Source organism: Photorhabdus aballayi (assembly GCF_026153155.1).
Classification (GTDB): Bacteria; Pseudomonadota; Gammaproteobacteria; order Enterobacterales; family Enterobacteriaceae; genus Photorhabdus; species Photorhabdus luminescens.
This window is the reverse complement of the sequence record NZ_JAPFCD010000018.1, coordinates 37,922-64,547: the sequence shown is the minus strand read 5'-3', so window position 1 is coordinate 64,547 and position 26,626 is coordinate 37,922. Positions and strand designations below refer to the sequence as shown.

The following is a 26,626-nucleotide window of genomic DNA, read 5'->3' as shown; positions in this document are numbered from 1 at the left end:
AATAATAGCGCATAATTTTAATTATCATTTAGTAATGATAATTAATTTCATATGCTAATGAAAATTATTTTTACCTGTATCGTTAACTTGAGCACATCCCTGTGCCAAGACCGCTTATACACAGGGAAAAGACCGCCATTGGTTTAAAATATCTATGGTTTTTTTACTGGTGTATACCAGACATAATCAGCATGTTGGCTATCCAATTCATTGCTTTTCTCAGCCAGAATCACAACAACAAGGTCCTCTTGAGGCGATAAGTCTTTAACATGCAGAGGAACACCCATTACTTTAGTTGCATGATATCCACCCGCAATCAGTGTGGCGGGAACCGGCGCTTTAAGTAGCTGTTCCGCCATTCTGCGATCCCGCATTTGCTGAATAACTGTCATGGCAGATAATTGTTGTTCCGTTATTTCACCACCGTGGACATCTTCAATCACCGCTTTAATCTGCGCTTTGACATTTTCAGCAACAGAAATATTCCCCTGGAGGATCGGAGGATTACTGTAAGCTGCTTTAATTTCACTGCGATCTAAGTTTGCAGACAGCAACGGATAAGGCTGAGATATAAGCTCCATGACCAATCCGCCATATAACTCCCACGGCCACCCATTTTGCCATACAAGAAGCTCTTTTATACGGCTTTCACGCACGATAGGCTTAGTTTGCAACCAACTCTTAACTTTATTCACTTTTTGCTGCTGATCAGGGGTAATCATCTCTAACAGGACCGATCCCTGCTCTCTTTTGAGCGGAAGTTGCTGAACCAGCCAAAGCTCTACTTGATGATGATATGGATTATCATGTTTCTCACCCACAACGATCCGCTGATGTGATGCCAATCGATTGATCAATTCATCAGGCGTCAGGGCGTGACCTGTTTTAAGATCGATAATAACTCCTTGTTGAGTTAATTCCGGTGAAAGCGCTTGGAGAGTGGGTTTTTGTTGTACAGAGACACAGCCAGATAAGATGAGTAAACCACAGATAATCAGAGAAGATTTTACAACCGTGAGAAATTTCGTCATGTCCATTATCCATATTAATGTTTTTCGCATCATATATACCCTTCATCTTTCAAGCTGCTGCTTTGTTGGCTGCTTTCACTCACCCCAGTCACATCGTTATCTATGCTCCTGGGGATTCGTTCACTTGCCCGCCGCGCTGCAACTCGAAATCTATTAGGTATAGATGATAAGAATCGTTTACAACAAACAGCCCCTGTCCATACTAGGAACAGGGGCAATCAGTATTACAATGGATGAGTTTGCGCTTCAACTGCCGCCAGAGCGACCATATTGACGATCCGGCGTACAGAAGAAATTGGCGTCAAAATGTGTACCGGCTTGGAAACCCCCATCAGAACTGGACCAACGGTAACGCCTTCAGAACTGGTGACACGTAGCAAGTTATAACTGATACGGGCAGATTCCATATTCGGCATAATTAACAGATTCGCAGCCCCTTTCAATGGGCTATCTGGCATGATGTCGCGGCGAATACTTTCAACCAATGCAGCATCGCCATGCATTTCACCATCAATTTCAAGTGAAGGTGACATCTTATTCACCAACTCCAGCGTCTGGCGCATTTTCCGTGCTGAGAGGCAATCTGTGGAACCAAAACTTGAATGAGAGAGCAGAGCAACTTTAGGTTCAATACCGAAACGGCGGATAGTTTCTGCCGCCATAAGGGTGATCTCGGCTAATTGTTCAGGGGTTGGATCATTATTGACATAAGTATCCGCAATAAAAGTATTGCCACTTGGCAACATTAGTGCATTCATTGCACCAGCAGTATGCACCCCATCACGGAAACCAAATACATTTTTCACGACATCGTAATGTTCACTGTAACTGCCGACGGTACCACAAATCAGGCCATCAGCTTCACCACGCAGTACCATGATCGCCCCAATCAGAGTTGGATTACCGATAACTGCCCGGCGAGCTTGTTCAGCAGAAACACCTCGACGTTTCATAATGTGATGATATTCCTGCCAGTATTTTTTGAAGCGCGGATCATTCTCATTGTTAACTACTTCAAAATCTTTACCTGCTTCAATATGCAATCCCAGTTTCTGGATACGCATTTCGATAACACCGGGGCGACCAATTAGAATTGGGTAAGCCAGCCCAAGAGAAATCAGCTCCTGAGTCGCATGTAATACACGTACTTCTTCCCCTTCGGCCAAAACGATGCGCTTTTTCGCTTTTTTAGCCTGAGAAAAAATAGGTTTCATAAACAAGTTTGTTTTATAGACAAATTCATTTAGCTTCTCGATATACGCCCCAAAGTCTTTAATCGGGCGGGTTGCCACGCCGGAATCCATTGCTGCTTTGGCAACCGCCGGGGCAATTTTCACAATCAGGCGTGGATCAAACGGTTTAGGAATAATATATTCTGGACCAAAAAACAGATCCTGATCATCATAAGCGGAAGCCACTTCTTCACTCTGTTCCGCCAGCGCCAAATCAGCAATCGCATGAACACAGGCAAGCTTCATCTCTTCGTTAATGGTTGTTGCGCCGACATCCAACGCACCACGGAAAATAAACGGGAAACAGAGCACATTATTAACCTGATTCGGATAATCAGAGCGACCAGTACAAATGATGGCATCAGGGCGAACTTGTTTTGCCAATGGCGGTAAAATTTCCGGCTCAGGGTTTGCTAATGCCATGATGAGTGGATCTTTGGCCATCGTTTTCACCATGTCCTGAGTCAACACGCCAGGACCGGAACATCCGAGGAAAATATCCGCACCCGGGATAACATCACCTAATGTGCGGCTGCCATTGTCTTCAATCGCATAGGCAGCTTTAGTCTCTTCCATATTTTTATCGCGACCACGATAAATCACCCCTTTAGAGTCGCATACCACAATATTCCGGCGTTGCAACCCAAGCGCAACCAGCAAGTTCATACAGGCAATTGAAGCAGCACCGGCACCAGAAACCACTAAGCGAACGGCTGAAATCTCTTTTTTCATAATCCGCAAACCATTCAAAACAGCAGCAGTACAAATTATCGCTGTGCCATGCTGGTCATCATGGAATACCGGAATGTTCATTTTTTCCCGAAGTTTTTTCTCAATATAGAAACATTCCGGTGCTTTAATATCTTCGAGGTTAATTCCCCCAAACGTCGGCTCCAGTGCCGCAATGATATCAACCAATTTGTCAGGATCAGACTCATCGACTTCAATATCAAATACATCAATACCTGAGAATTTTTTAAATAGTACACCTTTTCCTTCCATCACTGGCTTACCTGCCAATGCGCCAATATTCCCCAATCCTAAGACCGCACTACCATTAGATATCACTGCCACAAGATTGCCACGCGCAGTATATTTGTAAGCCGCTAATGGATCTTCTGCAATTTCCAGGCAAGGCGCAGCAACACCCGGTGAATAAGCTAAGGCCAAATCTCGCTGAGTTGTCAGGGGCTTAGTTGGAGTAACCGTGATTTTCCCTGGTTGTGGAAACTGGTGAAAATCCAATGCACTCTGTTTTAATTTTTCATCCATCGTCGGATCCTTTATATACAATCTACAATCTGGAGTAAGAGCAGGAGCAGTATAATAGGTACTGTGTGTCAAATCATAACATTGACAGCACCTTATCAATAAAGTAGCACTTTTTTGCTCATAAAAAACACTACCCAATTTACATCCATACCCCTACTTTATATAGGAAAATAAAGAAAGAAACATTACCATTTATACAATATCATTTAAGTTATAATAACTGTAATAATTATTACATATAAAAACTCTCAATATAAATTCAATTAAAATAAATTTTATAAAAGAAAACAAATCTAATAATAACAAATTTAATATATTGATTTTTAACATTATTTTAAGATAGAAAGTTATGTGTTTTTTGTGAAAATTACTCATCTTCTTTTTTTACTTATCAAACTAATTTGCGCTATTTATATTTTTATATCAGGATGTGCTTTCTGGACTTACAGAGCTATCAATTCTGTAAATCAATCGGTTTCGACAAAATTTTTTCATAGTAATTTAATTTATGGCAGACCCATTCATTACTGCCTTTTAATCAAATTCAAAGCCTGCGTTTCGTGGCTTTACTTATTAAGGGAGAAGGAAAATGTATAACCATTCAGTGATGATAGTTGATGACCACCCTCTCATTCGCCATGGCTTGAAACAGATTGTAGAGCTCGATCGAGCGCTTACCGTGACAGCAGAAGCTGACAATGGTGAAGAAGCAATAAATATTGCATGCAAGCTGAAACCTGATGTCATTATGATAGATCTCAATATGAATGGTCTTTCAGGCGTAGATACAATTAAATCTATCCGTAGAAAAGGGATCAATTCCTATGTACTGGTATTATCCGTCTCAGATGATCGAAATGATGTTTACGCAGCTATTGATGCTGGAGCCAATGGCTACTTACTTAAAGACAGCGACTTAGATTCGTTATTAAGCAGTATTCGCCACGCTGCTCGTGGACAAACTGTATTTAGCGAAAAAATATACCAACATCTGGCTAACCGTCATAAACATGTTGATCCTTTATCTGAATTGACCAAACGTGAGTTAGATGTATTAAAAGAAGTTTCCAGCGGCATGACTAATAAGGAAGTTGCTGATGTCTTATTTATTTCTGAAGAGACAGTGAAGGTACACATCAGAAACTTGTTAAAAAAACTGAATGTACGTTCCCGCCTGGCTGCAACAATCATGTATTTGCAACATAGGAAAAATGGAGTAGCCTAATACTTCTCCCGAGCCGCTCCTTGAGCTTATTACCAAGGATCGGCTCTTCTCGTTGTTATGTAGAAAATGCTATGTAGCAAATGTTATGTAGCAAATATCCCCGATGAAACAAGCCAACAAAATTGAGCCTCCTCTCTGGTAATAAAAATCAGGATATCATCTGGATAAAACTAGCATTTTCCAGCATTATGTTTAGGTATTTAAATTTTCTTTAAGGATCTGTTAAATGATGTTGGATAAATCTTCTCAACCCGCTTTTACTCTCTATGGGATTAAGAATTGTGACACGATAAAAAAAGCCCGTCGTTGGCTGGAAGAGCAGGAAATTACTTACTTGTTTCATGATTATCGTGTTGATGGACTAAATGCTGCGCTTTTGCAGTCATTTATTGACAAACTTGGTTGGGAATCATTGATTAACACCCGCGGTACAACTTGGCGTAAACTAACCGATCAGCAACGAGCGACAATTAATAATGCTGACGCGGCAAAAGCATTGATGTTGGAACAACCCGCTATTATCAAACGTCCACTATTAGTTTCTGCAAAAGGTGATTGCCTATTAGGTTATAAAGTGGATGAATATCAGCAATTTTTTGCTGAGGCACTTTAAAATGACTTGTCCTGTAATTGAACTTGCACAACAACTCATCAAGCAACCCTCTGTCAGCCCGGACGATAAAGGTTGTCAAGATATTATGATCGCCCACTTGCAAGCGATTGGTTTTACCATTGAGCGGATGCCCTTTGGCGATACAAACAATTTTTGGGCCTATCGCGGCACAGGCCCGACGTTAGCCTTTGCCGGACACACTGATGTTGTCCCGGCGGGCGACGAATCTCAGTGGGACCATCCCCCTTTTGAGCCGACGATCCGTAATGGCATGTTATATGGCCGGGGAGCGGCAGATATGAAAGGCTCATTGGCTGCTATGGTTATCGCGGCTGAACGTTTTGTTGCCGCTCATCCCAACCACCGCGGTCGGCTGGCTTTCCTTATTACGTCAGATGAGGAAGCAAAAGCCACCCACGGCACCGTTAAAGTGGTTGAAACACTCATGTCCCGCAATGAACGATTGGATTATTGCCTGATCGGTGAACCTTCTAGCCAGCATCGCCTTGGCGATATGGTGAAAAATGGTCGTCGAGGTTCTCTTACTGCGAATCTCACTGTCCACGGTATTCAAGGCCACGTTGCCTATCCGCATTTAGCTGATAACCCAATCCACCGTGCTCTTCCCGCTTTACAAACGCTGGTCAATACACATTGGGACGAAGGAAATGAATTTTTCCCGGCAACCAGCATGCAAATTGCCAATATTCATGCCGGAACAGGCAGCCATAATGTGATCCCTGGGAAGATGCAAGTTCAATTCAATTTCCGTTTCAGTACAGAACTGACTGATAGCCAAATCAGTGAACAAGTTGAAACTATCCTAAAAAATCACAACCTGAATTACACGATTGAGTGGATACTACCAGGCCAACCTTTCCTGACAGCCAAAGGTGAGTTAGTCAATGCTGTCATACAGGCGATAGACCAATACTGTGGTTATCAACCTGAACTATCTACCAGTGGCGGGACATCCGATGGACGATTTATTGCTCAGATGGGCGCTCAAGTTATCGAACTTGGGCCACTAAACTCAACAATCCATAAAGTCAACGAATCCGTCAGTGCCGCCGATCTGCAACAACTCAGCCGGATTTATCAACGCGTTATGGAGCAGCTAATCCAGTGATCACAGCAAATATGTTAACCGGCCTGGCTACTGGTCACTTGATTTCTCTCTCTGGTAATCATCGATTACAGTCAGAAGCCGCCAATGCTTTTCTTGCCATGCAACAAGCCGCCGAAAAAGCCGGAATTAATCTGCAACCTGCCAGTACATTCCGTGATTTTCAGCGTCAGCAAGCTATCTGGAATGGAAAATTCCGGGGTGAACGCCCTGTATTGGATGAAAACAGCCAACCAATGGACATCACTCAGTTATCAGAAGGAGAACGCTGTAAGGCAATTCTTCGTTGGTCTGCCTTGCCCGGTGGTAGCCGCCATCATTGGGGAACAGATCTGGATATCTATGATCCAACGATGCTACCGGATAACCAGAAGTTATTACTCGAACCTTGGGAATATGAACATGGCGGTTATTTTGAGCCATTAACTCGCTGGTTAACCGAAAATATGGCCCATTTCGGTTTTTACCGTCCTTTTATCAGTCACAATAGCGGCGTCGCTTATGAACCGTGGCATATCAGCTATCAACCATTAGCCAAACAATTAGAAAAATTACTGACTCAACAGATATTACTGGAAGTATGGCAACAGCATGATATCGCAGGTATTGACTGGTTATCGGCTAACTTACCTTATATATTTGAAAATTACCTCCACGTTGAGCAGGAGACAACCTAATGCAATGGTTAGCCGATTACTGGTGGGTTATTTTAATTTTATTGGTTGGCGTTATTCTCAATGCTATTAAAGAGTTACGCCGCCTGGATGTGAAAAAATTTCTGGACAATAAACCGGAGCTGCCTCCTCATCGGGATCTTAATCGCAAGTGGGATGATGAAGATGATTGGCCGCAGAAAAAGCCGTAGTCCACTGTTGCCAGTCTCTGGCAAGTTTCTTATCGAGACTTGACAACGCCTGTGCGGTTTCTTGCCGCCAGAGTTGCATTAATGCTTTATAGCCATTCAACTTCAATACGGTGATGCATTGTTCAACACTCATTTCCTGCTGGAGATGATTTCTCAGCGCAATCAACGGCAAATCACTGTTCAGCAACAATCGTTGCAAGGCCGGTAATGAAGCAGAAAATGGCCGGTGAGCAAATGCAAAACCTGATAGTTCCTGCCAATCATGCTGATTGAGATGGCGATCAATTTGATAATCGACAGGCAAGCTAAATCCAATCTGCGATTCTAGCCAATGCGCATCACGGGCAAGCTGTTGTTGAGCTTGAATCCTCAGAGCAATCCCCTGTTCACTCAATGGTAGAATCGCCATTGCTGTATAACAACCACTGCTGGCTTCTAGATGAGTTCCCATTCGCACTAATTGGAAGCCGCATTTCCGCCATAACGCCCAGAGCTCCGCGGTATAACCAAAACTAACAGAAATAAAATCCACGCCTTGTTTTTCTGCCCTTTCCCGTTGATACGCGATCATTCCCTGAGCAATACCCTGCCTGCGATGACTGGCTTGTACAGCAACCCGGCTGATACGTTGAGATTTCAAAACCGCCGCCTGGGGTAAACTGCTATGAGCAGCTAACGATTGAGCAACCAAATTTCCTCTTGGACGACGCCTGCCTGCCCATATTTCATGAGCTAACTCAAACGACAACCCGCCTTCTTCAACCATCCATAAAGCCCCCATTAAGGCATTATTTCCAACAGCGGCAACAAATTGCATACCTTTGGCATCAAGTAAACGCCGTAAATCCAAAGGTGAAGTTTTGTAGTGAGCACTGGTTAATATGCCGTAAAACTGCCTCAGCAATTCAGGCTGTTTAATCCATTGTTGCTGATGATAGACGTGATAACTGATCGCCTGATCGGCATCATTGACCGGAATTGCATCCTCAAACAATAAAGCGCTTTCCAACCAGTTTTCCAACGGATCATTTTCAGCCCAACGCACAGGAGCCGTCAGGTTCAGGATATGGCTATCAGGAATTCCTACGCAAAATTTAAGTAAAAATCCCCGCCCCGTACCTTCATATCCCTGCACAGTTGTGGTCAGCAATATCCGAGGAAAATAGCTGATCAATTCAGATAATTGAGGCATTGGAATAGCAGCGGCTTCATCGATAAGCAGCCAATCAATATCTGACACGCTATTTTGTCTACAATATTTAAGCAAATTATCTACGGCCCAGAATTTTCCCTTTTCCCCCGCATAGCGCCTGATAACTTCAGTTGTCGCCTTTGCCGGTGCAGTTAACCAGCAATTTCCTTGCCATTGCTGCATTAACATCCCTGCAAGTGTCGATTTACCTCGTCCTCTTGGCGCAGTAATGACCCATACCCCCTGATTTGCCCGCAAAAGTCGCGCCAAAATGGCCTGCTGGCTGGCGGTTGGATTGCCATCAGGCAGTTGCCACGCGCTATACCGTGGAAATTCAGGGATGCATAAGGGATCATTTTGCCGCCATAGCAAAACTTGGGGATCGCTAACAATTTGCTGCTGAATATGCTGAACAAAATGCGGCGCTGGCATAGCATCTAACTGTTCGTTCCAACGCGAGCTATCCTTATCGGGTTGATAACGCCATTGGCGCCAAGATGGAACCATCATCACTAACCAACTTCCGGCTTTCAATGTGCCTGCCAATATCGCCAGTGCTTCCGCATTAAAACCTTCGGTAGCGTCAAATATGCCGTGCAGATATTCCTGACCTAATAAACTGGCCGCCTTTTCCGGCAACACAGCGTTCTGTTTACGATAAGAGATCCATAACCAATCACCAGTAAATCTCTGCTGTAACTCATCAGCCTGTAAATGGCACCAATGATGATCGCCACTCAACACCAGCAAACGACGTAACCCTTGCTGCTGCATTTCCGTCTGTATCACACTCAGTTGATCTGGCAACATAGCGGCTATGATTTACCAATCAACAATGACAAAATCCCCGCGGCAATCAGCGGTCCCACAGGAACACCTTTAAACAAGGCTACACCCAATACCGTCCCCACCAACAAACCAGCAACGGTTGATGGCTGATGAGACATGAGTGAAACACCCCGGCTACCTAACCATGACACTAATACCCCTATCACTATCGCAAGTAACGATTTCCAATTCATAAACGAGTTGAGGACAGCTTGTACCGTAATTTTTCCACTGGCGATAGGCGCCATGACGCCCACGGTCAGAATAAGTACACCGATAGTCAGCCCATATTTTTCCACCCACGGGAAAAAATGATTCAGTGGCGTGATACGGATAACCAGCAAGAGCAGCATTGCAAGCGTGACAGTCATGTTGTGGCTGATGATACCCAGTGCTGCCAACACTAGCAGCACCAGTAAAGTAGGATCGAGATGGCTCATAGATTTGATTTCAATACCCTACAACAGCCTATACCCGTTATCTTTCAAGTTGCCTCTTTGTTGGCTGCACTCGCTCACCCCGGTCACATCGTTATCTATGCTCCCGGAGATTCACTCCCTTGCCGTCGCGACGCATCTTGAAATCCATAGGGTATAATCCTATTTAGGCTAGGGTAATTTTTCCTTACGTTACAGAAATGACCGGTATTTTCGTATTAATTCAAACTATTAACAAGCTAATGTCGCACCACCATCAACCACAATATCTTGTAGCGTTATATGGCTTGCCAAATCAGAAGACAAGAAGAGTACGGTATGTGAAATTTCATTAACGTTTGCAATCTTACCGAGAGGAATACCCAATTTATATTGCTCAGGATATCCGTTAATCGTATTTTTTTCATCATCATCGGTTTTCCACATAGAACGCTGCATAAGCGTATCCGTCGAACCGGGCGATACAACATTACAACGTACACCAAATGGCGCGAGTTCTAACCCAACACAATGGGTTAAACTTGTCAGTGCTGATTTTGATGCACAATAAGCCGCCATTCTCATACGTGGAACATGTGCCGCATTAGAGCTGACACTAATAATATTGCCACTGCGCTGACGTTTAAAATGGGGAATCACGGTACGAAATAGATAAAAAGCCCCAGAAGTATTAACATTAATACAATGATGCCAGTCACTAATATTTAACTCATCAACATTGCCCAATTGCAATATACCGGCAGCATTAACCAGAACATCTAATTTAGCTGAGATAGACAGTTGTTGGGAACAAACCATTTCGACCTTGTCTGGATCGCTGATATCGAGTTGTATACATTTATAAGGCAAATTATCTTGCTCAAATACGCGATCGAAACCTATGACATTAGCGCCAAGCGCGGTAAAATCACGGGCAATTTGTTCACCAATGCCGCGTGCCGCTCCAGTTACCCAGACAGTTTTATGGCTAAAATCCATTTGTAAATTTTGTTTATTTTTCATTTTATTTCTTCTTTAATTTTAATAGCGATTTATTATGCAATTTTTATAAATCCGATTTATCGAAATTTACTGATGAAATTATTTCTTTAGTACTCACAACCATTCCTGATCTTTCAGCAACATATCTTAAAGCCATAAGGTGATCTTCAAGCGTAAAATCCGCTATCGCATCACCCACTAAAAAAGGCTTTATATCTCTCATGAATGCGTCAACCGCAGTAATCATGCAACCAATATGTCCATACACCCCGCAAATAATTAATTGATCCCTCCCTAATTCTTTTATAATTTCTTCTAACGAAGAACGTTGAAACGCACTATAACGCCACTTAACTATCACAATATCATCGTTGGCAGGAGCTAAAGCATGACTGATATTCTGTAAATGAGGTGATCTATTCAAGCCTTCTCCCCATATATCATTAAGTAATGCTCGCTCTTCACCACTTTGTACTTTAGGTTGTGCTGTATATATAATGGGAATCTCTTTTTCTTTACAAAATACTTTCAACAAATGAATATTTTCAATTAATCTATTAACTAAAGGGCTATTATTACCGAAAAACTGCAAGAAATAGTCCTGCATGTCATGAATAAGTAAAATTGCCTTATGAGGTTCGAATAACCAGGATGCTTTATTGCCTGGAAAATCTTTCGGCTGAGGTAACCTATAATTTTTCAATGATGGAATGGTCATTTCAACACCTTCATGTGATTAATTAATTTTCCAATTTATCTCGAATGATTTGTCTTAATAATCGTTTATTAATCTTTCCAACCGGTGTAACAGGCATAACATCAATAAATTCGAAACGATCAGGTAATTTATATTCCGCGATTCCTAGACCTCTTAAATATTTCCGCAATTGCAATGCGTTTATATTCGGATCAGCCAGCACAACAAAAGCACAGCTTTTTTCTCCCATTAAAGGATCAGGCATCGAAACTAAAGCGCTATGGATAACACTTTCATGTTTGAGCAACAAAGATTCAATTTCTTCCGGAGCAATTTTTTCACCACCGCGATTAATTTGATCTTTCTCACGTCCGACTATACATATATCCCCCTCTTTCGTCATATAGGCCACATCACCGCAATAATAAAAACCTTCTTTGTCGAATACCTTCGAATTATGCTCTGGACTTTTATAATATCCCCGAAATGTATATGGCCCACGAACGATTAACATACCCGCCGAACCTGGCGCTTGTATATTGCCGTTATCATCAACAATACGCACCTCATCATCTTCACTCATTGGACGCCCCTGAGTGGTAAATATACGTTCATCATCGTCATTAAGCCGGGTATAACACACCAACCCTTCAGCCATACCAAAAATTTGTTGCAACTTACACGAAAAAAGTTTCGGTATCACTCGCGCCACACTTTCACTTAACTTTGCTCCACCGACTTGTAATAGCCGAAGGCTTTCCAGTGAATATTCGTATTTCCGAATCGCCTGAATCCATAATGCAACAGCCGATGGCACCAGTGCAGTCATTGTGACTTGATGTTCACGTATGAGTGGAAAGCAAGTCGTAGGCCCAGGATCTGTTGCTAATATGAGACAACCGCCAGCATGAAACACGCCAAGCGCCCCCGGAGAACTCAACGGATAATTATGTTGCGCAGGTAAAGCACAAAGATAACGGGTTTGTTGTGTCAGCTCACAAATTTCAGCACTGCGTCTTACGCTATAATAGTAATCGTCATGCGTTCTTGGAATTAATTTAGGTGTTCCTGTACTCCCACCTGAAAGTTGAAAAAAAGCGACCTCATCTGAACATGTCACTTCAAAATTCAAAGGTAAATTTGTTGACTCTAACCACGGTTTTAATTCATTGGTATATTGTATTTTGCGACCATCAACGACGATATTTCTTAGCCGTGGACAATCTATTTTTAATTGTTCCAGGAAATCATCATTCTGCAAAAGTGGATGCTCTGACGAAAGTACAACCAGACTTGGATCAATTTGCTGTGCATAAGCAAGTAACTCTAATTTATTATGGCTAAACAATGCATTAATAGGTACTACACCCATTTTCAGTAGCGCAAAAAATGTAATATAAAATTCAGCTATATTTGGCAATTGTACAATGGCAGTATCACCTCTTTTTATTCCCGCTAACGTTAAATTTGTCGCTAATGCAGAAGATTGTTGATCAAGTTGATGATAACTAAATTTACGATCACCGCAAATAATCGCAATTGCTTCAGGTTGTATCTGACATTGTTTATAAAGTATGTCAGTTAAGGGCTTACCAAGCCAATAACCCTTTTCACGATAACGTTCTGCTAACTCAGCCGGCCAAGGTGTAAATTCAATAGACATGATTTTATTCCTTACAATAATATTCAATGTGTTAACAATAGTCGATTACTGTTTATGCATATTTACTTTATCCTCAACCAGAAATATTTCGAACTTTATTTTGTGAGCCGCTTCTAAATAAATGCATTTCGTAACAAGACATACTTAGCGCAAGCGCTCAAAATACAAATTTAATTATCTAAATATATTGCAAAATAAAATCATACTGCTAATAGTTAGTAACGTATAACCTTTAATCCAACAGGGGTAAATTATGTCATGCTTTCCTCCTGGGTATTGGGAACAATATCCGAATACTGCCACCGTTATCACAACATATACTTGCAATGCAGCTTGCAAAGAGTGTTGTTTTGAATGCAACCCCTCGGTAAAAGCGCGTTTAAGCCTGGATGAAATTAAACAATTTATCGCACACTCAAAAGCTAATTTTCCCGGTTTAAAGCTCGTGGTTTTCAGTGGCGGTGAATGTTTCCTGCTAGGTAAAGATCTGATTGAAGCTATTCGCTTTGCCTCAAATCACGGCTTATTGACTCGTTGCGTGACTAACGGTTATTGGGGAAAAAATAGAGAAAAGGCGCAAAAAATCGCCCAAGATTTAATAGATGCCGGCATCACAGAAATGAACATCAGCACAGGAAAAGATCACAGTGAATGGATTCCCCTTGACAGCGTAGTTACAGCAGCAGAAGCATTGGCCGAACAAAACATTACAACCCTGATTACCGTAGAGCAGGATACCGCTGATTCCGCCATTGCAACGCAAATCACCCAGAACCCGGTCATTAAACGCCTGAAAGAACAAAACAAGATTAATTTACAACGAAATACCTGGATGCCGTTTTATGACACCAGCGAAGAACGGAAAGATGTTCCAAACCGGGATCAGCAACTGGCAAAAGGATGCGATCAGGTCTTCGAAAATATTGTATTGACACCACATGGTGAAATTTCCGCTTGCTGTGGGCTGACGTTAGAGCATATCCCTGAAATGAAACTTGGCCGTTTGCAAGGAGGCGATGTATCTCAACTTTTTAAAGGTCAGGAAGAAGACTTTATGAAAGTATGGTTAAGAACAGAAGGGCCGTATAAGATCCTAAAAAAATATCGCCCGTTGGATAGCAACATTAATCTGGAAAAAATCGTTCACCCCTGCCAAGCCTGTGCTCATTTGCATAAAGACGAAGGAACACGCCGCAATCTGTTAGATAATTATCACAAAGAAATCATTCCTGTGATGAAGAAATTTAATGCTAAAGAAAGACTGGATCTCATCTACTACTCAGCAGAAAAAAATGCCGTTAACTTAACTGAGGAATAAATTGATGAAACGACGTACATTTATTGGCGCAGCGGCGGGAGTAGCCGTTGGCAGTATTATACCCACCGTTAACGCCCGCGCTGACAGTAACCGTCTCTTCGGTGTGCCGCGTTCCCTACTCTCTCCGGGAGGAGTCGAAGAAAATAGGCTGAGGCTGTCAATGTCAAATGCCAAACTCCCCATTGAAGTTTGGGAAGAGCTCATTACTTACAACCGATTTTGGGAAACCATAAAACAGCAACCTGCTTTAGCATTAGAATATCGAGAATCACCGGAAAAAGTGCTGGATGAATTTGGTATAGATAAAGAGATTGTTAGCCCCGGTTCCGCAGAGGAATTACTGCTATTCATCACTTATGACAAGGAGCTAATGAATGCGGTAAAAACCAACGACTATGAGGAATTATTTTCCCGACTAAAAAGTTACGGTTTAAACAGAAGAAAATCAAACCTGAGAAATCGAATTAATCATTACCTTAGTCAAGATGCCAATCTGATTGCACATTTCAAAGAACACATTGCACCAGATAAGTTCAACGAGTCAAATATTCCCCCTCTTCTCAGATTAAAAGAAATTTTAGCGCCTTTGAACAGTGGAGATGATACCAACCTTGCAGTAGGAGCGAATGTCGTTGCCGCCATTAACATAGCGGCCGTAGTTACCGCTCATACCTCCACTTCAGTCAATGTATCAACAACAACCAGTGTGATAGCTCATGTCTTAATATTGACAGCAGTCTCCGTCTCTGGAAAATGCGTGGCGCATTATCAGCCTCAAATTAATGACAATGATATTTCCGCCAATGCTGCCTCCATTCACCTTGCCAGGATCTATAATAACCAAGAAATGGTAGATACACTGGTCAAAGAAACAATCCAGAGAGAAATCACGGCTTGTCTGTTCGCCGCACAAAAATGTGGTTATATTAATCTGCCAACGACCCGTGAAGAGCGCAAAGAAGTCATGCAGCTTCTGACTGAATTGTCTTTAAAAACGATGACAGTATGAAAAATACGACAGGATCAAATCCATATTTTAACGTTATTACTAACGAATATCGCTAAAATAACTCTTTTTCGCCTAGAAAATTTTTATTGAATGAGGTGGTAATCAAGGAAAGGCTTTATTCTTCTTTAGGAATATTTTTACTTACTATTTTGTGATCGGACTCTAAATAAGAGCCTTTTGTCGCAAAACATATTTAGTCTAAACGCTCAAAATATAAATTTAATCAACTAAGCTATTGCAAAATGTCACTATCCAGCTAATAGTTAGTATCGTCTAACCTTTAATTTAATAGAGGATAAATTATTCTATGTTTTTCCATTGAGTATCAAGAATGATAGCCAAATCCTGTTATGGTAATCATAATATATACTCACAATGAATATCGCAGGTAAGAAATATCAGTTAGATAATTAATTCACGAAATTATCTCAGCAATGAAGAAACTTAATAAGGAAAGGTTACATCTTATCTTATATAACGCTCAATAAAAAAAGAATTCCGTTAACTTATAAAGGAACGAATTATGAAAAGACGTACATTTATTGGCGTGGCTGCCGGCGCAGCTATTGGCAGTGTTATACCCACCGTTAATGCTCGCACTGATAGCAACCGCCTCTTTGGCGTGCCACGTTCATTACTCTCTCCCGGAGAGGTTGAAGAAAATAAGCTCAGGTTGTCAATGTCAAACGCCAAACTTCCGGTTGAAGTTTGGGAAGAGATCATCACCTATAACCGATTCTGGGAAACCCTACAACAGCAGCCTAATCTAGCATTAGAATACCGGGAATCACCGGAAAAAGTGCTAGCTGAATTTGGCATAGACAAAGATATCGTTAGCCCCGGCTCCGCAGAGGAATTACTGCTATTCATCACTTATGATAAAGACTTAATGAATGCGGTAAAAACTAATGACTATGAAGCGCTCTTTTCCCATCTAAAAACTTATGGCCTAAACGAAAGGGGCTCAAGTCTGAGAAGCCGAATCAATCACCATCTCAATCAAGATGCCAGCCTGTTCGCACATTTTAAAGAGAATATCGACGCTTATCAGCTCCAAGATACAAACAGTCCTCCTCTTATCCGACTGAAGGAAATTCTGGAACCCTTAAACCATGAAGATGACACCAGTATTGAGATTGCTCGCCTTGCGGTAGGAGCCAATGTCGTCGCTGCGGTCAACGTGGCTGTCGGCACCCGAGTTGTCGCGGCAGTGAATGCGGCGGCGGCAGTTAACGTAGTAGCCTACTTAAGCCTGGCGGTACAAACAGCGGTTACGGTATGTATGGTAAATTATTTACCCAAACTTGATCATAGCGACCTTTCAACCGGCACGGCTTCTCTTCATCTTGCCAGGCTCTATAACAACCAGGAAATGGTCGATTCACTGGTTAAAGAAGCTGTCAGAAGGGAAATCACCGCTTGCCTGTTTGCGGCGCAAAAGTGTGGTTATATCAATCTGCCCGCAACACGTGAAGAACGCAAAGAAGTGATTCATCTCTTTACCGAATTATCTTTAGGAATGGCAGCAGCATGAATAATATCGTGGGATTAAATCCAGACTTCAAAGTCATATTAATGAATGTCGCTATGCTCGTCCTGATCGCTTTAGTTTTTCTGCCTGTACCATACTGGCTCAGTAACAGCAATCCCAATAAACTGGCGGCAAGTATCGCGACGACTCTCTTTGTCATCATCGCCTTATTTGTAGGCTATCAGTTGTTATCAAATAAAGCCGTGGTCAAGGAAGAAAAATTATTGATGAAGTCCGGAGTATATTCACACGAATGGGTTATTTCCTCATTACGCCGGGAAGAAGGCGTTTCCCTGGAAGATTTTAGCCGCAGTAATGGTATACATATTATCCATTATTCGTCTGGATATTATCACAAGGGAAAGAATAAATATTTCATTCTACGCGTAAGCAAAAACCCTCTGATTTGCTTTAACTCAGAAGGTAATATTGGATTATGCATAGATGAATCTATTTTTGAAAAAATAAAGGGCGAGTTGCAAGGTAAAATATAGCGCCTATCCCAATAGGCGTAATTGTTGCAGACAGTTTGAACACGGACAGCGCGGAAAAACCGGAGCGTACACGTAGTACGTGAGGATTTTGAGCACTGCCTAGGTTCGCTCTTTATGGCAAAGAAGGGCAAATAAAATAGCCTATTTGGATAGGCAGACAGCGTGGAGCCGCAAAATGATGGAATATAGTGACAATTATTGGCCGTTGAATTATACACAGCTCCGCTTAGCTATTGCTAATACTGTTGCTGACGATAAATCTGTCTTTAATGTCGGTGAATTCGTCAGCTTCAGTGATAATATTAGCCTGGCAAGATTGAAGCAGGCCATTATCACCATTCATCAATACAATGATGGTTTTTCCTTACGTTACCGTATTGCCGGACACAATATTTTTCAGGAAAAGGGATCTACGCCGGTCGAAGTTATACAAATAAAATTGTCAGATCCAGCAGTAGAACTCGCGGCAAAAACTGATTTTGCCAAGCGAACAACTCAACCGCTAGCGCCTGAAAAAGGGGTGACGATAAGGCATTATCTTTACTTTAATGATGTTGGGTGCTGTTTTTGGGGAATCATCGCGCACCATATCGCCACAGATTATTGGGGCATAGGTCAGTTGATTCACGATGTTTTGTCTTGCTATGAACGACAAACACACCCAACAGCAGCGCCTGTTTTTACCTATCAGGCTTACCTTAACGATGTTAAATATAAAGCAAACGCGCATTATGCCAACAACAAAGAGTATTGGAATAATTACCTCAGCCAACTACCCGAATTAGAGGATTATGCCCGTAAACGCCTATTTCCCTCAAAAGCAATGAAAGTAAGCCGGCCGCTCACCGCAAACAACGGTAGTTTTACCTTTAATGATAAGTTAATGATGATGCTGGCTTTATGTCTGCAAATGACCAAACAAGGTCGTTTATCAACAAGTATCATCAATTTACCTTTCTCTAATCGACGTGATAAAGGAGAATACCGTTATTATCGCCCGGCAATGAACACCCTACCTCTTATGGTTTCTTTAACGCCGCAGGCAACAATAAAACAGATCCTCGTAGCAATGCAGTCGCAAATTAGTTTACACAGCAAGCATAGCCGCATTGATATAAATGATTTAAACGATGAAGCAATTAGTCGAGCAGATCAATTCACTGCCGCCCCGTATGTTAATTTGCTGCATGAGCTTGAACATGATCTTATGAAAGATAATCGCGCTATTCGCGGTTGTATGACTTCCGGCGCGGTCAATAATTATGGTATTAACATCCGGTTCTTTCCTGATGAAAAATCAGCGTTAGTGGAATTGGATGTGGGGAGCCGTCTGTATAGTCATTTTGCCGCTCATGCTCTGCTCGATGATTATTTACGTATTTATAGCACTATTGCAGAAAATATTAATGAAACGATCGAGATCTATTGGGAAAAATATAAAGAAATTAAACCAATGGATAATATTACTTCTATTCTATGGCGCCCAGAAAATATTATCGCTAATCACCCGATCAAAGATAACATTATTTCCAGAATAGCAAAGATCGTCGAAATATCGCCGGATAAAAAATCAGTTATTTATGGAAATCAAGCAGAAATAAGCAGTGTACATTGCCTTAATTACCGTGAACTTTACCACAAATTATTAACTTTCAGTCAACTGCTATTATCCTGCCCGCTACAAAACCGAAGAGTCGCTGTATTATTACCCAGAGGGGTAGATTCCTTATTATCTATATTATCAATCCATACTGCGGGATTATGTTTTGTCCCAATCAATATGACATTTGGGCAAGAAGAAATTAATAATATATTAAATAGCCTGAATATTTCTTTATTAATTACTGCCCGTCGCTATCATGAAAAAATAAACGTTATTAATAATACGCATCTTCTCTTTATTGAAGATATAGAGACTCGCCCTTCCGAGATATTTCTGGGGAATGATATAAAACGCCCCGCGACTCAAGAGGACGAAGCCTATATCTTTTTTACATCAGGAACTACAGGTGTACCAAAAGCAGTACCAATTACGTTCAAAGGGCTTTATGCCTATTTGTCTGCGATGACAGAGCAGTATGGTATTAAACAAGATGACGTTATTCTCAATTTCAGCACACCGGTTTTCGATGCTTATATTGAAGAGGTGTTTGGCTGTTTTTATCAAGGAGCTACATTGGCGATTGCCAACGATCATATGATCGTTGAACTTAATACACTGTTTTCATTTTGCCATGCACAATCAGTCACTATAGTTAATTTTCCTACCAATTATTGGCATCAAATTGTCTTTTTCCTACATGCAGCTATTAAAGAACTCGCCCCTTCGATTAGAATGACAATTATTGGTGGCGATCTGGCAATGGATAAAGCCATTCATCATTGGTTGGAAAAAGTAGGATGTGGCATTTCTTTGATTAACTCTTACGGCCCAACAGAATGTTGCGTTGTGGCTAGCAGTCACAAAATAGATGATAAATTTCAACCCGGTAATATCATTGGCAAAGCGCTAGCAAATACCACTATCGTTATTCGGGAATATGGAACTGATAAGATCATTAATGGCAGTAGTGGAGAAATATGCATTCGTGGTGATTCTATCTGTACCGGATATATTAACGATAATCAGTCAACTTCACGTAAATTCCTACAATTGAACGACGGAAAAATCTATTATTTAACCGGAGACCGTGGATTTTATGATAACCACGGAAATTTAAATTTCATTGGTCGCCTGGATAAAGAGCGTAAAATTGATGGGAAACGTGTCGATCTGGATGAAATGCAAAAATTACTGACAACGGCGATCAATATTGATGACATTCATTTAACGATAAAAGAGAATGAAACTGGGTACCAATATATTAATATATTTATACCTGATGGTTCCTACTCAATCACACGCCACGAAATCGTCTCATTCTTACGTGGATGTTATCCAAAATTGCAGGTGCCTTTTATTGTTGAATTAGCGTCATCTAATGATTCTGTTCCAGTGTCAGAATTGAATAAAGAAGATAATATTTCGCAGATTAACGGGGAAAAACGAGAAATATTTTTTACTCTATGGCGGGAAGTTTTTGGTGATAGCGATAACGTTATTGATGAAGAAACTAATTTCTTTGACGCAGGCGGTACTTCGCTGAAAGCGTTATTGTTAATTAATAAGATCCAGCAACGCTTTAATTGTTCTCTGCATCTGGAAGATTTTTATCATGCCCCTAGATTAGGTTATTTATTACAATCTATCATTCAACAAGGGCAAATACCGATTTTAACCGATAAAAATAGCACTTGCCTGACAGAGCAACACGACCAATATTATTGGATTATCGATACTATCTCTAATCGATCAGGCGCTCATAATATCCCACTATATTATCATCTGTCCGGCGAGATTGATTTAAATAAATTACGTTACGCTTTGCTGTATACCATGCAATATTTCCCTACCCTCAGCCAAAGAGTCACTATAATAGATGGGCAACTCTCTTTAACCTTCTCACCGGCTAGCGAAGAGAATCTGCCTTTCGAATATATCGATTTAACTCATGCTACCGGCATCAATATTGAGATTTCATTACGCAGAATCTTAAATGATATGGCATTTAAGCCGATGGCATTACAAGATAATCCACCGGTATATTTTAAGTTATTAAAAATAGCAGAGCATGAGCACTACCTTTTATTAAATTTCCATCATGCATTTTGTGATGGGATGTCGATTGCTCATGTGCTGCAAAAATTATCTTCCGCTTACGCAGATAATGTACCAAAGATTGAAACCGCTACGGAAACAGGCATTAATGTCATCAATCAGCGCATGTCAGACGAAACATTAAATTTTTGGACAGAAAAATTGTTCAATGTACTTTCGATTACCGGGCAGCGTAATGATACATCAGAAGCCCATCAGAGAATCCGGGGCCGACGTTATTCAATGCCGTTGTCTCCTCAATTAATTGCCGAGCTATCCAACACGCAGAAAAAACATGCGGTGACTCTGGAACATATCGTGATTGGCGCATTTCTGATGACCATTAATTCATTACTCAATAAAAATGAGATTATTGTAGGTATTCCTTGTGCCAACCGCATTCCTCCCATATCGTTTGACAGCGTTGGTAGCTTCGCAACAACACTACTGCTGCCCTACGTTACGGCGGAAACTTCGCTAATTAACGTATCCAGATATGTCCGCGATTTTCTGGCAAACGCGAATAAGCATTCCAATATCTCACTGGCCTATTTAAAACAACATCTTCACCACCACCACGGTATGCAATTGCCGGAAGTTACCTACTATTTTTCTTCTCAAATAGGATTTGAAACTGATTTATATCTTGGTGAAACCCGTTGCATCAAGGAAAAAATCAAGGGGCTCAAACCTAAAGGAGATATTGCGCTCGAGCTGATCAATTTGCCAACCGGAATAGGGCTGGAATGGCTCTACGATGATGATATTTTCTCTGAAGATATTATCAGCGACATGGGGCTGTTTTTGATTGATTTATTGGATTGCCTAAACACTCAGCATGACCTGATGTCTGGCGATACGGAACGATAACAAATAGTAAAATGGATGCTGATTGTGCTGGTTAAAAAAAAGAAATGGGTGGTTATCACCATTGTCATAATCGCTTTTCTTGCCGTGGCTTATAACAACTTTAGCCAAAAAGAGACATCTACGGTTATGACAGAACAAACCGTCACCGGAACGTTAGGTGACATTATTACTACGGTAAGTGCTGCCGGTGTTATACAACCAACCAGACAGGTCAATGTTGGTAGCCAAATTTCAGGCCAGTTAACTAAGTTATATGTTGAGGTCGGGGATATCGTCGAAGCAGGTAAACTGGTCGCCAGCATTGATGATACTTTTTATCGTACTAAAGTTGAGGCCAGCCGCGCACGGTTAGAAAAATTGCGAGCCATGTTGCAGGAAGAACAATACGCCTATCAACTTCTGGTCATCACAGAAAAGCGCCAAAGAGAGCTTAACCTGCGCTCCGCAACCAGTCAGCAACTGCTGGATGAAGCCGCTTTCGGCGTTAAGAAAAGTCAGGCAAGAATTGAAAGCCTTAAGGCAGACATCAGGCAGAATGAACATATTTTGCATAGTGAAGAAGTCAGCCTCAGTTATACCCAAATCTATTCGCCTATTGCCGGCGTAGTAACTGCAATCCATGTTGACCCAGGGCAAACGCTGAATGTCAATCAACAGACACCGGTTCTCATGCAAATTGCCGATCTCAACAATATGACTGTTTACGCAAAAGTTTCCGAAGCAGATATTAACCAAATCGTGACGGGGCAAAAAGCCTCCTTCAAGATCTATGGCGCAAATCAGCATATATGGCACGGCAATGTTAAGAAGATTATGTATAAGCCCGATCTCATTAATAATGCCGTTTATTATACGGTGCTATTTGATGTCCCTAATAATAATTTCCTGCTCAAACCCAGTATGAGTGCGGATGTCACTATTGTGACCCACGAAAGCACCGGAGTAGTAACCATACCCAGTGACATACTGAATAATAAACGGCATCAACCTTTGAATGATGATCTAACCACCTATTTTTTGCGTGAGATGAAAGAGGGAAACATCGTAGTAAGAAAATTGCTGATCGGCCATAACGACGGAAGACGTTCAGTCGTTGTCAATGGATTGCAGAATAATGAGCAGATCGTTGTCCTTTCCAAACAAGATAATCTTGGGGGTAGTCACAATGATAACGTTAAATAATATCTGCAAAACCTACGGCAATGAAGGTAAACAACATCTGGTCCTGAAAGATATTTGCTTAACCATAGACCAGAATGATTACATTGCTATTCTTGGTCGCTCTGGCTCAGGGAAAAGTACCTTACTGAATATAATCGGGCTTTTGGATATCGCCAGTGCGGGTGAATATCTTATTAACGATCTCACGGTGACTCAGCAAAAGATTCACTCATTGGCACTTTTACGGCGAAAATATTTTGGCTTTGTTTTTCAGAATTATAATCTGCTTGAAAACTACCGCATTGATGAAAATATCTCAATGCCCATGTATTACTTAAAAAGAAACTTCGATTATGACAGAGAACATTTCCACTACTTAATCGATCGCCTCCAGCTTAACAATTTATTAGATAAATACCCGCGCCATCTTTCAGGAGGGGAACAGCAACGGGTTGCCGTAGCTCGCGCCTTGATCAACAACCCCAAATTTATTATCGCCGATGAACCCACCGGCGCATTAGATACCGCTAATGCGACCAATCTCATGCAGCTTTTTACTGAATTACATCATAATGGATGCGGTATTATCCTGGTAACACATGACCAAGCTGTCGCCAAATATGCCAAACGCAAACTATATCTGGATAATGGTTGTCTGGTGACTCAATGAGCATGAGTAAAATAACCTTAAAATTCAATGTTTATTCAACCGTCATCCTGTTTAACCTCAAGATGGCGGTACGCTCCCTTACCGCCCATAAAACACGCGTCTTCTTGACGCTATTATGCATTGCCATCGGGGTAGCTTCGATTGTAATCATGCAAGCAATTGGTACAGAAACCAAGCATCATATTGTCAAGATGGTCTCTTCAATGGGAAGTAATATCATTTCAGTAAAATATAAGAGACAGGAAAACGGCGCTTTTGATTCCCATGATAATTATCTGACACCAGAGGATATAACGTCACTTTCAAGTAATCCATATATCAGCCACAGCACCCTGTTTTATACTGCGTCAGGAACAATAGTTTCCCCACAAAGCTCTGCTGATGGTCAATTGATTGGCGCCAATGCAGATATCGCGATTATCCGTAATCTAGTGATTGATCGTGGACGTTTTTACACGCCACAAGAAGATGCAGCTTTGGCAAATGTCGTTGTTTTGGGAGCCTCTCTGGCCGAACGACTTTTTCCACAAAAAGAAACCGCATTTGAGCAGAACATCAAGATCAATGATATCTCGATGCAAGTTATTGGTATCTTGACACAGAAAGGCGAAAGCATGGATGCCGGCGTCGATGATGCCGCATTTTTGCCAAGTAATAGCTATCTGGTACGGCTGTTCGGTCATACGCCTCCTAGCGGCATGGTGTTGAAAGCCAAAGACGCCTCTCATATTGAGCCGGTTAAATACGCTGTTGAACAACGGTTGTCACGGTTTAAACATCAACAAAGCTACGAGATACGTAATACCACGGAATTATTGAAAACGTTGCATGAAACCCAGTCAAAAATTAACCTTTTCCTATTGTCAATATCATCAGTGACCCTCTTTGTTGCGGGCGTCAGTGTCATGAATACCATTCTCATCAGCGTCAGAGAACGTAGAAGAGAGATTGGTATACGACTTGCCGTAGGAGCAAGTTATTCCGATATTTTTTATCAGTTTCTTACCGAAGCATTTTTAATTTCATTATTGGGAACACTATTAGGACTGTTATTCTCATTTATCGGTTTCAGAATTTTATTACTATTTGATATTGCGGTTGGTTTCTCTTTCTATTCTTTTTTACTCGCTTCCCTCGCAGCCTGCTTTATTATCGTCGTGTTTGGTGTATATCCATCACATCGCGCAGCCGCATCAGCGCCAATCGAAGGTATCAGAGAATTGTAGTTTGTTTTGTTTCATAACACCTTTTGGAGACACAATGAAAAATCAGCTTATCTATGAAGTTTTACATCGAGAAATCAGAGCGCTTCACCCAGAAGCAGAGGAAATACCGGAGGATGAAAATCTTTTTGATATCGGTTTCGATTCAATAAAAATGCTGATGCTAGTTGATCGGCTAAATGATGCGGGGTATCCAACCAACTTTGCGGATTTAGCCCGCTGGCCGACAATCAACGATTGGATCAAACTGCTCGAAAAAGACAAATAGCGCTGTCTATTTCATTGACGAATGGCGAATGATCCATGCAGTCAAATCTGCAATTACCTGCACCGGGAACTGACCTGGGTGCAGATAATCCTCTCCACCATCGCACCCCATTGTGGGCAATAAAATATGATTCAATCCAGTGTAGAGTTTGAACTCTGCCTGCTTATTATTTTGCAGTGCAGTTTTCCACATCGTGAAATCAACATGATGCAAAATCTGGAAATCCTGATCTCCCTGAGCAAAAAATAACGGCATTGCAGGCAAGCTGTTTAAGCAGTCAAATGCATGATAATTCTCAATCTGTTTGAGATAACTATCCGGCACTGACAAAAAGCTCTCAAGAGATACTGTATCTTGCTCTTTCCCACTGGGTAATTGGGATAAAATCACCCGGAGTAAATTACGGAAAGGCGCCGCCAACATCGCAATGCCCGTAACATTTAAACCCGATTTTTGCTGTAAGTTCTTTGCAATTAATGGGCTGACATATCCGCCGAAACTGTGCCCAACCAGAAATACCGGCACATCGTGTAATTCAATATGTCCCATTAAACCGGTCAGAATATTACAAGCATCGTCAACAATTTCCGTATTGAGATCGACAACTTCAGGGTCCATATTTCTCTGCCGGATACGGTAATAGCGTTTGTCAAAACGTACACTCGCAATGCCATATTGACTTAATTCATGCGCCAACATACGAAACAGTGGATTAGGACCAACATCATAATCCATCGAATGCGGACCAGAACCCGCAAGCAATAATACAAGTGCTTTGACATTATGTGGCGATGGCAAACAGACCAAACCATCCGGGGCATCTCTAAGACCAAACGTCTTTAACGTTTTTTCGATAAAAATACCCTGTTTTGCATACGCATCAGGTATTGGACATCGAGATAATGTGAGAGAATCAATTTGCCGATCTTTAATCCCAATATAAAGATTGAGCTTTCCATTGAGCGTATTTAGCCGCAGATGACAAGCACCTTGCTGCTGATAAATAATATCGATATCTGAGTTACACAAACTGTCTGCCAATACAGTTAAAGCTAAATCATCAGCCGCCATACGCAATGATTCATTCATTAATTCCCTGGCTGCTTCCCATTGCTCATTAAGCAATGTGGTTATTAATATCTGTATTTCACCTTCCAATGTGGCAATTAAGTTCTTAATAAGCATGTAATTACTCAACTTCCGGCGGCCACAACCGTGATGTA

22 protein-coding genes and 1 pseudogene are annotated in these 26,626 nt (G+C 41.4%); 15 read left to right on the top strand and 8 right to left on the bottom strand.

Features of this window, described 5'->3' with window-relative positions; translation table 11 throughout:
- Positions 1–152 precede the first annotated feature (152 nt).
- Both OO184_RS11690 and maeB read right to left on the bottom strand, forming a co-directional pair.
- Complete coding sequence (locus OO184_RS11690) at positions 153–1,031, bottom strand: ChaN family lipoprotein (protein ID WP_265379337.1); 879 nt, start codon at positions 1,029–1,031, stop codon at positions 153–155.
- A gap of 224 nt (positions 1,032–1,255) precedes the next feature.
- Positions 1,256–3,535: an NADP-dependent oxaloacetate-decarboxylating malate dehydrogenase gene (maeB, locus tag OO184_RS11685; protein ID WP_265379336.1), complete on the bottom strand. Its 2,280-nt coding sequence runs from the start codon at positions 3,533–3,535 to the stop codon at positions 1,256–1,258.
- A gap of 589 nt (positions 3,536–4,124) precedes the next feature.
- Between maeB and OO184_RS11680 the strand changes: the two genes are divergently transcribed.
- The 5 genes from OO184_RS11680 (at position 4,125) to OO184_RS11660 (ending at position 7,364) form a co-directional block, all read left to right on the top strand.
- On the top strand, positions 4,125–4,760 hold the full coding sequence (locus OO184_RS11680) for a response regulator (protein WP_011146941.1): 636 nt from the start codon (positions 4,125–4,127) through the stop codon (positions 4,758–4,760).
- Between the two features lie 229 nt (positions 4,761–4,989).
- Positions 4,990–5,373, top strand: a complete 384-nt coding sequence (locus tag OO184_RS11675; protein WP_265379351.1) for an ArsC family reductase — start codon at positions 4,990–4,992, stop codon at positions 5,371–5,373.
- 1 nt (position 5,374) lies between these two features.
- Positions 5,375–6,502: a succinyl-diaminopimelate desuccinylase gene (gene dapE / locus OO184_RS11670; RefSeq protein WP_265379335.1), complete on the top strand. Its 1,128-nt coding sequence runs from the start codon at positions 5,375–5,377 to the stop codon at positions 6,500–6,502.
- Positions 6,503–6,513: 11 nt separating this feature from the next.
- The gene (locus OO184_RS11665; RefSeq protein ID WP_265379350.1) at positions 6,514–7,176 is read left to right on the top strand and encodes a M15 family metallopeptidase; all 663 of its coding nucleotides are present in this window, start codon (positions 6,514–6,516) and stop codon (positions 7,174–7,176) included.
- Entirely contained in the window at positions 7,176–7,364 is a 189-nt protein-coding gene (locus OO184_RS11660) for a YpfN family protein (protein ID WP_139655930.1), read from the top strand. Before OO184_RS11665 ends, OO184_RS11660 begins: the two co-directional genes overlap by 1 nt.
- Here OO184_RS11660 and OO184_RS11655 read toward each other — a convergent pair.
- Together OO184_RS11655 and OO184_RS11650 are read right to left on the bottom strand one after the other, a co-directional pair.
- Positions 7,315–9,366 carry a tRNA(Met) cytidine acetyltransferase TmcA gene (locus OO184_RS11655; protein WP_265379334.1) on the bottom strand — a complete coding sequence of 684 codons (2,052 nt, stop codon included), beginning with the start codon at positions 9,364–9,366 and terminating at the stop codon, positions 7,315–7,317. The genes OO184_RS11660 and OO184_RS11655 overlap by 50 nt on opposite strands.
- Before the next feature lie 5 nt (positions 9,367–9,371).
- Entirely contained in the window at positions 9,372–9,824 is a 453-nt protein-coding gene (locus OO184_RS11650; protein ID WP_049581226.1) for a DUF441 domain-containing protein, read from the bottom strand.
- Here OO184_RS11650 and OO184_RS11645 point away from each other — a divergent pair.
- Positions 9,816–9,965 (top strand): hypothetical protein, encoded by a 150-nt coding sequence (locus OO184_RS11645; RefSeq protein WP_265379333.1) that lies wholly within the window; start codon positions 9,816–9,818, stop codon positions 9,963–9,965. The two genes, OO184_RS11650 and OO184_RS11645, sit on opposite strands and share 9 nt — an antisense overlap.
- An 87-nt stretch (positions 9,966–10,052) precedes the next feature.
- Here OO184_RS11645 and dhbA read toward each other — a convergent pair whose 3' ends face one another.
- From dhbA to OO184_RS11630, 3 genes and pseudogenes are all read right to left on the bottom strand, one after another.
- Positions 10,053–10,823, bottom strand: a complete 771-nt coding sequence (dhbA, locus tag OO184_RS11640; protein ID WP_265379332.1) for a 2,3-dihydro-2,3-dihydroxybenzoate dehydrogenase — start codon at positions 10,821–10,823, stop codon at positions 10,053–10,055.
- Positions 10,824–10,899: 76 nt separating this feature from the next.
- A pseudogene (locus tag OO184_RS11635) lies at positions 10,900–11,520 on the bottom strand (isochorismatase family protein); the annotation flags it as partial.
- A gap of 22 nt (positions 11,521–11,542) precedes the next feature.
- Positions 11,543–13,162, bottom strand: a complete 1,620-nt coding sequence (locus OO184_RS11630; RefSeq protein ID WP_265379331.1) for a (2,3-dihydroxybenzoyl)adenylate synthase — start codon at positions 13,160–13,162, stop codon at positions 11,543–11,545.
- A gap of 253 nt (positions 13,163–13,415) precedes the next feature.
- Here OO184_RS11630 and OO184_RS11625 point away from each other — a divergent pair, with 253 nt between their 5' ends.
- From OO184_RS11625 to OO184_RS11585, 9 genes are all read left to right on the top strand, one after another.
- A complete protein-coding gene (locus tag OO184_RS11625) occupies positions 13,416–14,480 on the top strand; it encodes a radical SAM protein (RefSeq protein WP_265379330.1) in 1,065 nt (354 codons plus the stop codon).
- 4 nt (positions 14,481–14,484) lie between these two features.
- The gene (locus tag OO184_RS11620; protein ID WP_265379329.1) at positions 14,485–15,489 is read left to right on the top strand and encodes a hypothetical protein; all 1,005 of its coding nucleotides are present in this window, start codon (positions 14,485–14,487) and stop codon (positions 15,487–15,489) included.
- A gap of 523 nt (positions 15,490–16,012) precedes the next feature.
- A complete protein-coding gene (locus OO184_RS11615; protein ID WP_265379328.1) occupies positions 16,013–17,023 on the top strand; it encodes a hypothetical protein in 1,011 nt (336 codons plus the stop codon).
- A complete protein-coding gene (locus OO184_RS11610) occupies positions 17,020–17,514 on the top strand; it encodes a hypothetical protein (RefSeq protein ID WP_265379327.1) in 495 nt (164 codons plus the stop codon). Before OO184_RS11615 ends, OO184_RS11610 begins: the two co-directional genes overlap by 4 nt.
- Positions 17,515–17,689: 175 nt before the next feature.
- Positions 17,690–22,081, top strand: a complete 4,392-nt coding sequence (locus OO184_RS11605; protein WP_265379326.1) for a condensation domain-containing protein — start codon at positions 17,690–17,692, stop codon at positions 22,079–22,081.
- Positions 22,082–22,105: 24 nt separating this feature from the next.
- On the top strand, positions 22,106–23,263 hold the full coding sequence (locus OO184_RS11600; RefSeq protein WP_265379325.1) for an efflux RND transporter periplasmic adaptor subunit: 1,158 nt from the start codon (positions 22,106–22,108) through the stop codon (positions 23,261–23,263).
- A complete protein-coding gene (locus OO184_RS11595) occupies positions 23,247–23,912 on the top strand; it encodes an ABC transporter ATP-binding protein (RefSeq protein WP_265379324.1) in 666 nt (221 codons plus the stop codon). The genes OO184_RS11600 and OO184_RS11595 overlap by 17 nt, the downstream gene beginning before the upstream one ends.
- Before the next feature lie 2 nt (positions 23,913–23,914).
- Positions 23,915–25,138: an ABC transporter permease gene (locus OO184_RS11590; RefSeq protein ID WP_265379323.1), complete on the top strand. Its 1,224-nt coding sequence runs from the start codon at positions 23,915–23,917 to the stop codon at positions 25,136–25,138.
- A 34-nt stretch (positions 25,139–25,172) separates the two neighbouring features.
- Complete coding sequence (locus tag OO184_RS11585) at positions 25,173–25,403, top strand: phosphopantetheine-binding protein (protein WP_265379322.1); 231 nt, start codon at positions 25,173–25,175, stop codon at positions 25,401–25,403.
- Positions 25,404–25,409: 6 nt separating this feature from the next.
- Here the strand turns inward: OO184_RS11585 and OO184_RS11580 are convergent, their stop codons facing one another.
- Positions 25,410–26,588, bottom strand: coding sequence for an alpha/beta hydrolase family protein (locus OO184_RS11580; RefSeq protein WP_265379321.1), 1,179 nt, complete (start codon positions 26,586–26,588; stop codon positions 25,410–25,412).
- Between the last annotated feature and the right edge of the window lie 38 nt (positions 26,589–26,626).

Coding starts and splice junctions, on each gene's coding strand:
- OO184_RS11585 (WP_265379322.1), top strand. CDS start 25,173: ATGAAAAATCAGCTTATCTATGAAGTTTTACATCGAGAAATCAGAGCG.
- OO184_RS11645 (WP_265379333.1), top strand. CDS start 9,816: ATGGCTCATAGATTTGATTTCAATACCCTACAACAGCCTATACCCGTT.
- OO184_RS11620 (WP_265379329.1), top strand. CDS start 14,485: ATGAAACGACGTACATTTATTGGCGCAGCGGCGGGAGTAGCCGTTGGC.
- OO184_RS11615 (WP_265379328.1), top strand. CDS start 16,013: ATGAAAAGACGTACATTTATTGGCGTGGCTGCCGGCGCAGCTATTGGC.
- dapE (WP_265379335.1), top strand. CDS start 5,375: ATGACTTGTCCTGTAATTGAACTTGCACAACAACTCATCAAGCAACCC.
- OO184_RS11625 (WP_265379330.1), top strand. CDS start 13,416: ATGTCATGCTTTCCTCCTGGGTATTGGGAACAATATCCGAATACTGCC.
- maeB (WP_265379336.1), bottom strand. CDS start 3,535: ATGGATGAAAAATTAAAACAGAGTGCATTGGATTTTCACCAGTTTCCA.
- OO184_RS11580 (WP_265379321.1), bottom strand. CDS start 26,588: ATGCTTATTAAGAACTTAATTGCCACATTGGAAGGTGAAATACAGATA.
- OO184_RS11690 (WP_265379337.1), bottom strand. CDS start 1,031: ATGACGAAATTTCTCACGGTTGTAAAATCTTCTCTGATTATCTGTGGT.
- OO184_RS11675 (WP_265379351.1), top strand. CDS start 4,990: ATGTTGGATAAATCTTCTCAACCCGCTTTTACTCTCTATGGGATTAAG.
- OO184_RS11630 (WP_265379331.1), bottom strand. CDS start 13,162: ATGTCTATTGAATTTACACCTTGGCCGGCTGAGTTAGCAGAACGTTAT.
- OO184_RS11655 (WP_265379334.1), bottom strand. CDS start 9,366: ATGTTGCCAGATCAACTGAGTGTGATACAGACGGAAATGCAGCAGCAA.
- OO184_RS11610 (WP_265379327.1), top strand. CDS start 17,020: ATGAATAATATCGTGGGATTAAATCCAGACTTCAAAGTCATATTAATG.
- OO184_RS11605 (WP_265379326.1), top strand. CDS start 17,690: ATGATGGAATATAGTGACAATTATTGGCCGTTGAATTATACACAGCTC.
- OO184_RS11595 (WP_265379324.1), top strand. CDS start 23,247: ATGATAACGTTAAATAATATCTGCAAAACCTACGGCAATGAAGGTAAA.
- OO184_RS11650 (WP_049581226.1), bottom strand. CDS start 9,824: ATGAGCCATCTCGATCCTACTTTACTGGTGCTGCTAGTGTTGGCAGCA.
- dhbA (WP_265379332.1), bottom strand. CDS start 10,823: ATGAAAAATAAACAAAATTTACAAATGGATTTTAGCCATAAAACTGTC.
- OO184_RS11660 (WP_139655930.1), top strand. CDS start 7,176: ATGCAATGGTTAGCCGATTACTGGTGGGTTATTTTAATTTTATTGGTT.
- OO184_RS11665 (WP_265379350.1), top strand. CDS start 6,514: ATGTTAACCGGCCTGGCTACTGGTCACTTGATTTCTCTCTCTGGTAAT.
- OO184_RS11680 (WP_011146941.1), top strand. CDS start 4,125: ATGTATAACCATTCAGTGATGATAGTTGATGACCACCCTCTCATTCGC.
- OO184_RS11590 (WP_265379323.1), top strand. CDS start 23,915: ATGAGTAAAATAACCTTAAAATTCAATGTTTATTCAACCGTCATCCTG.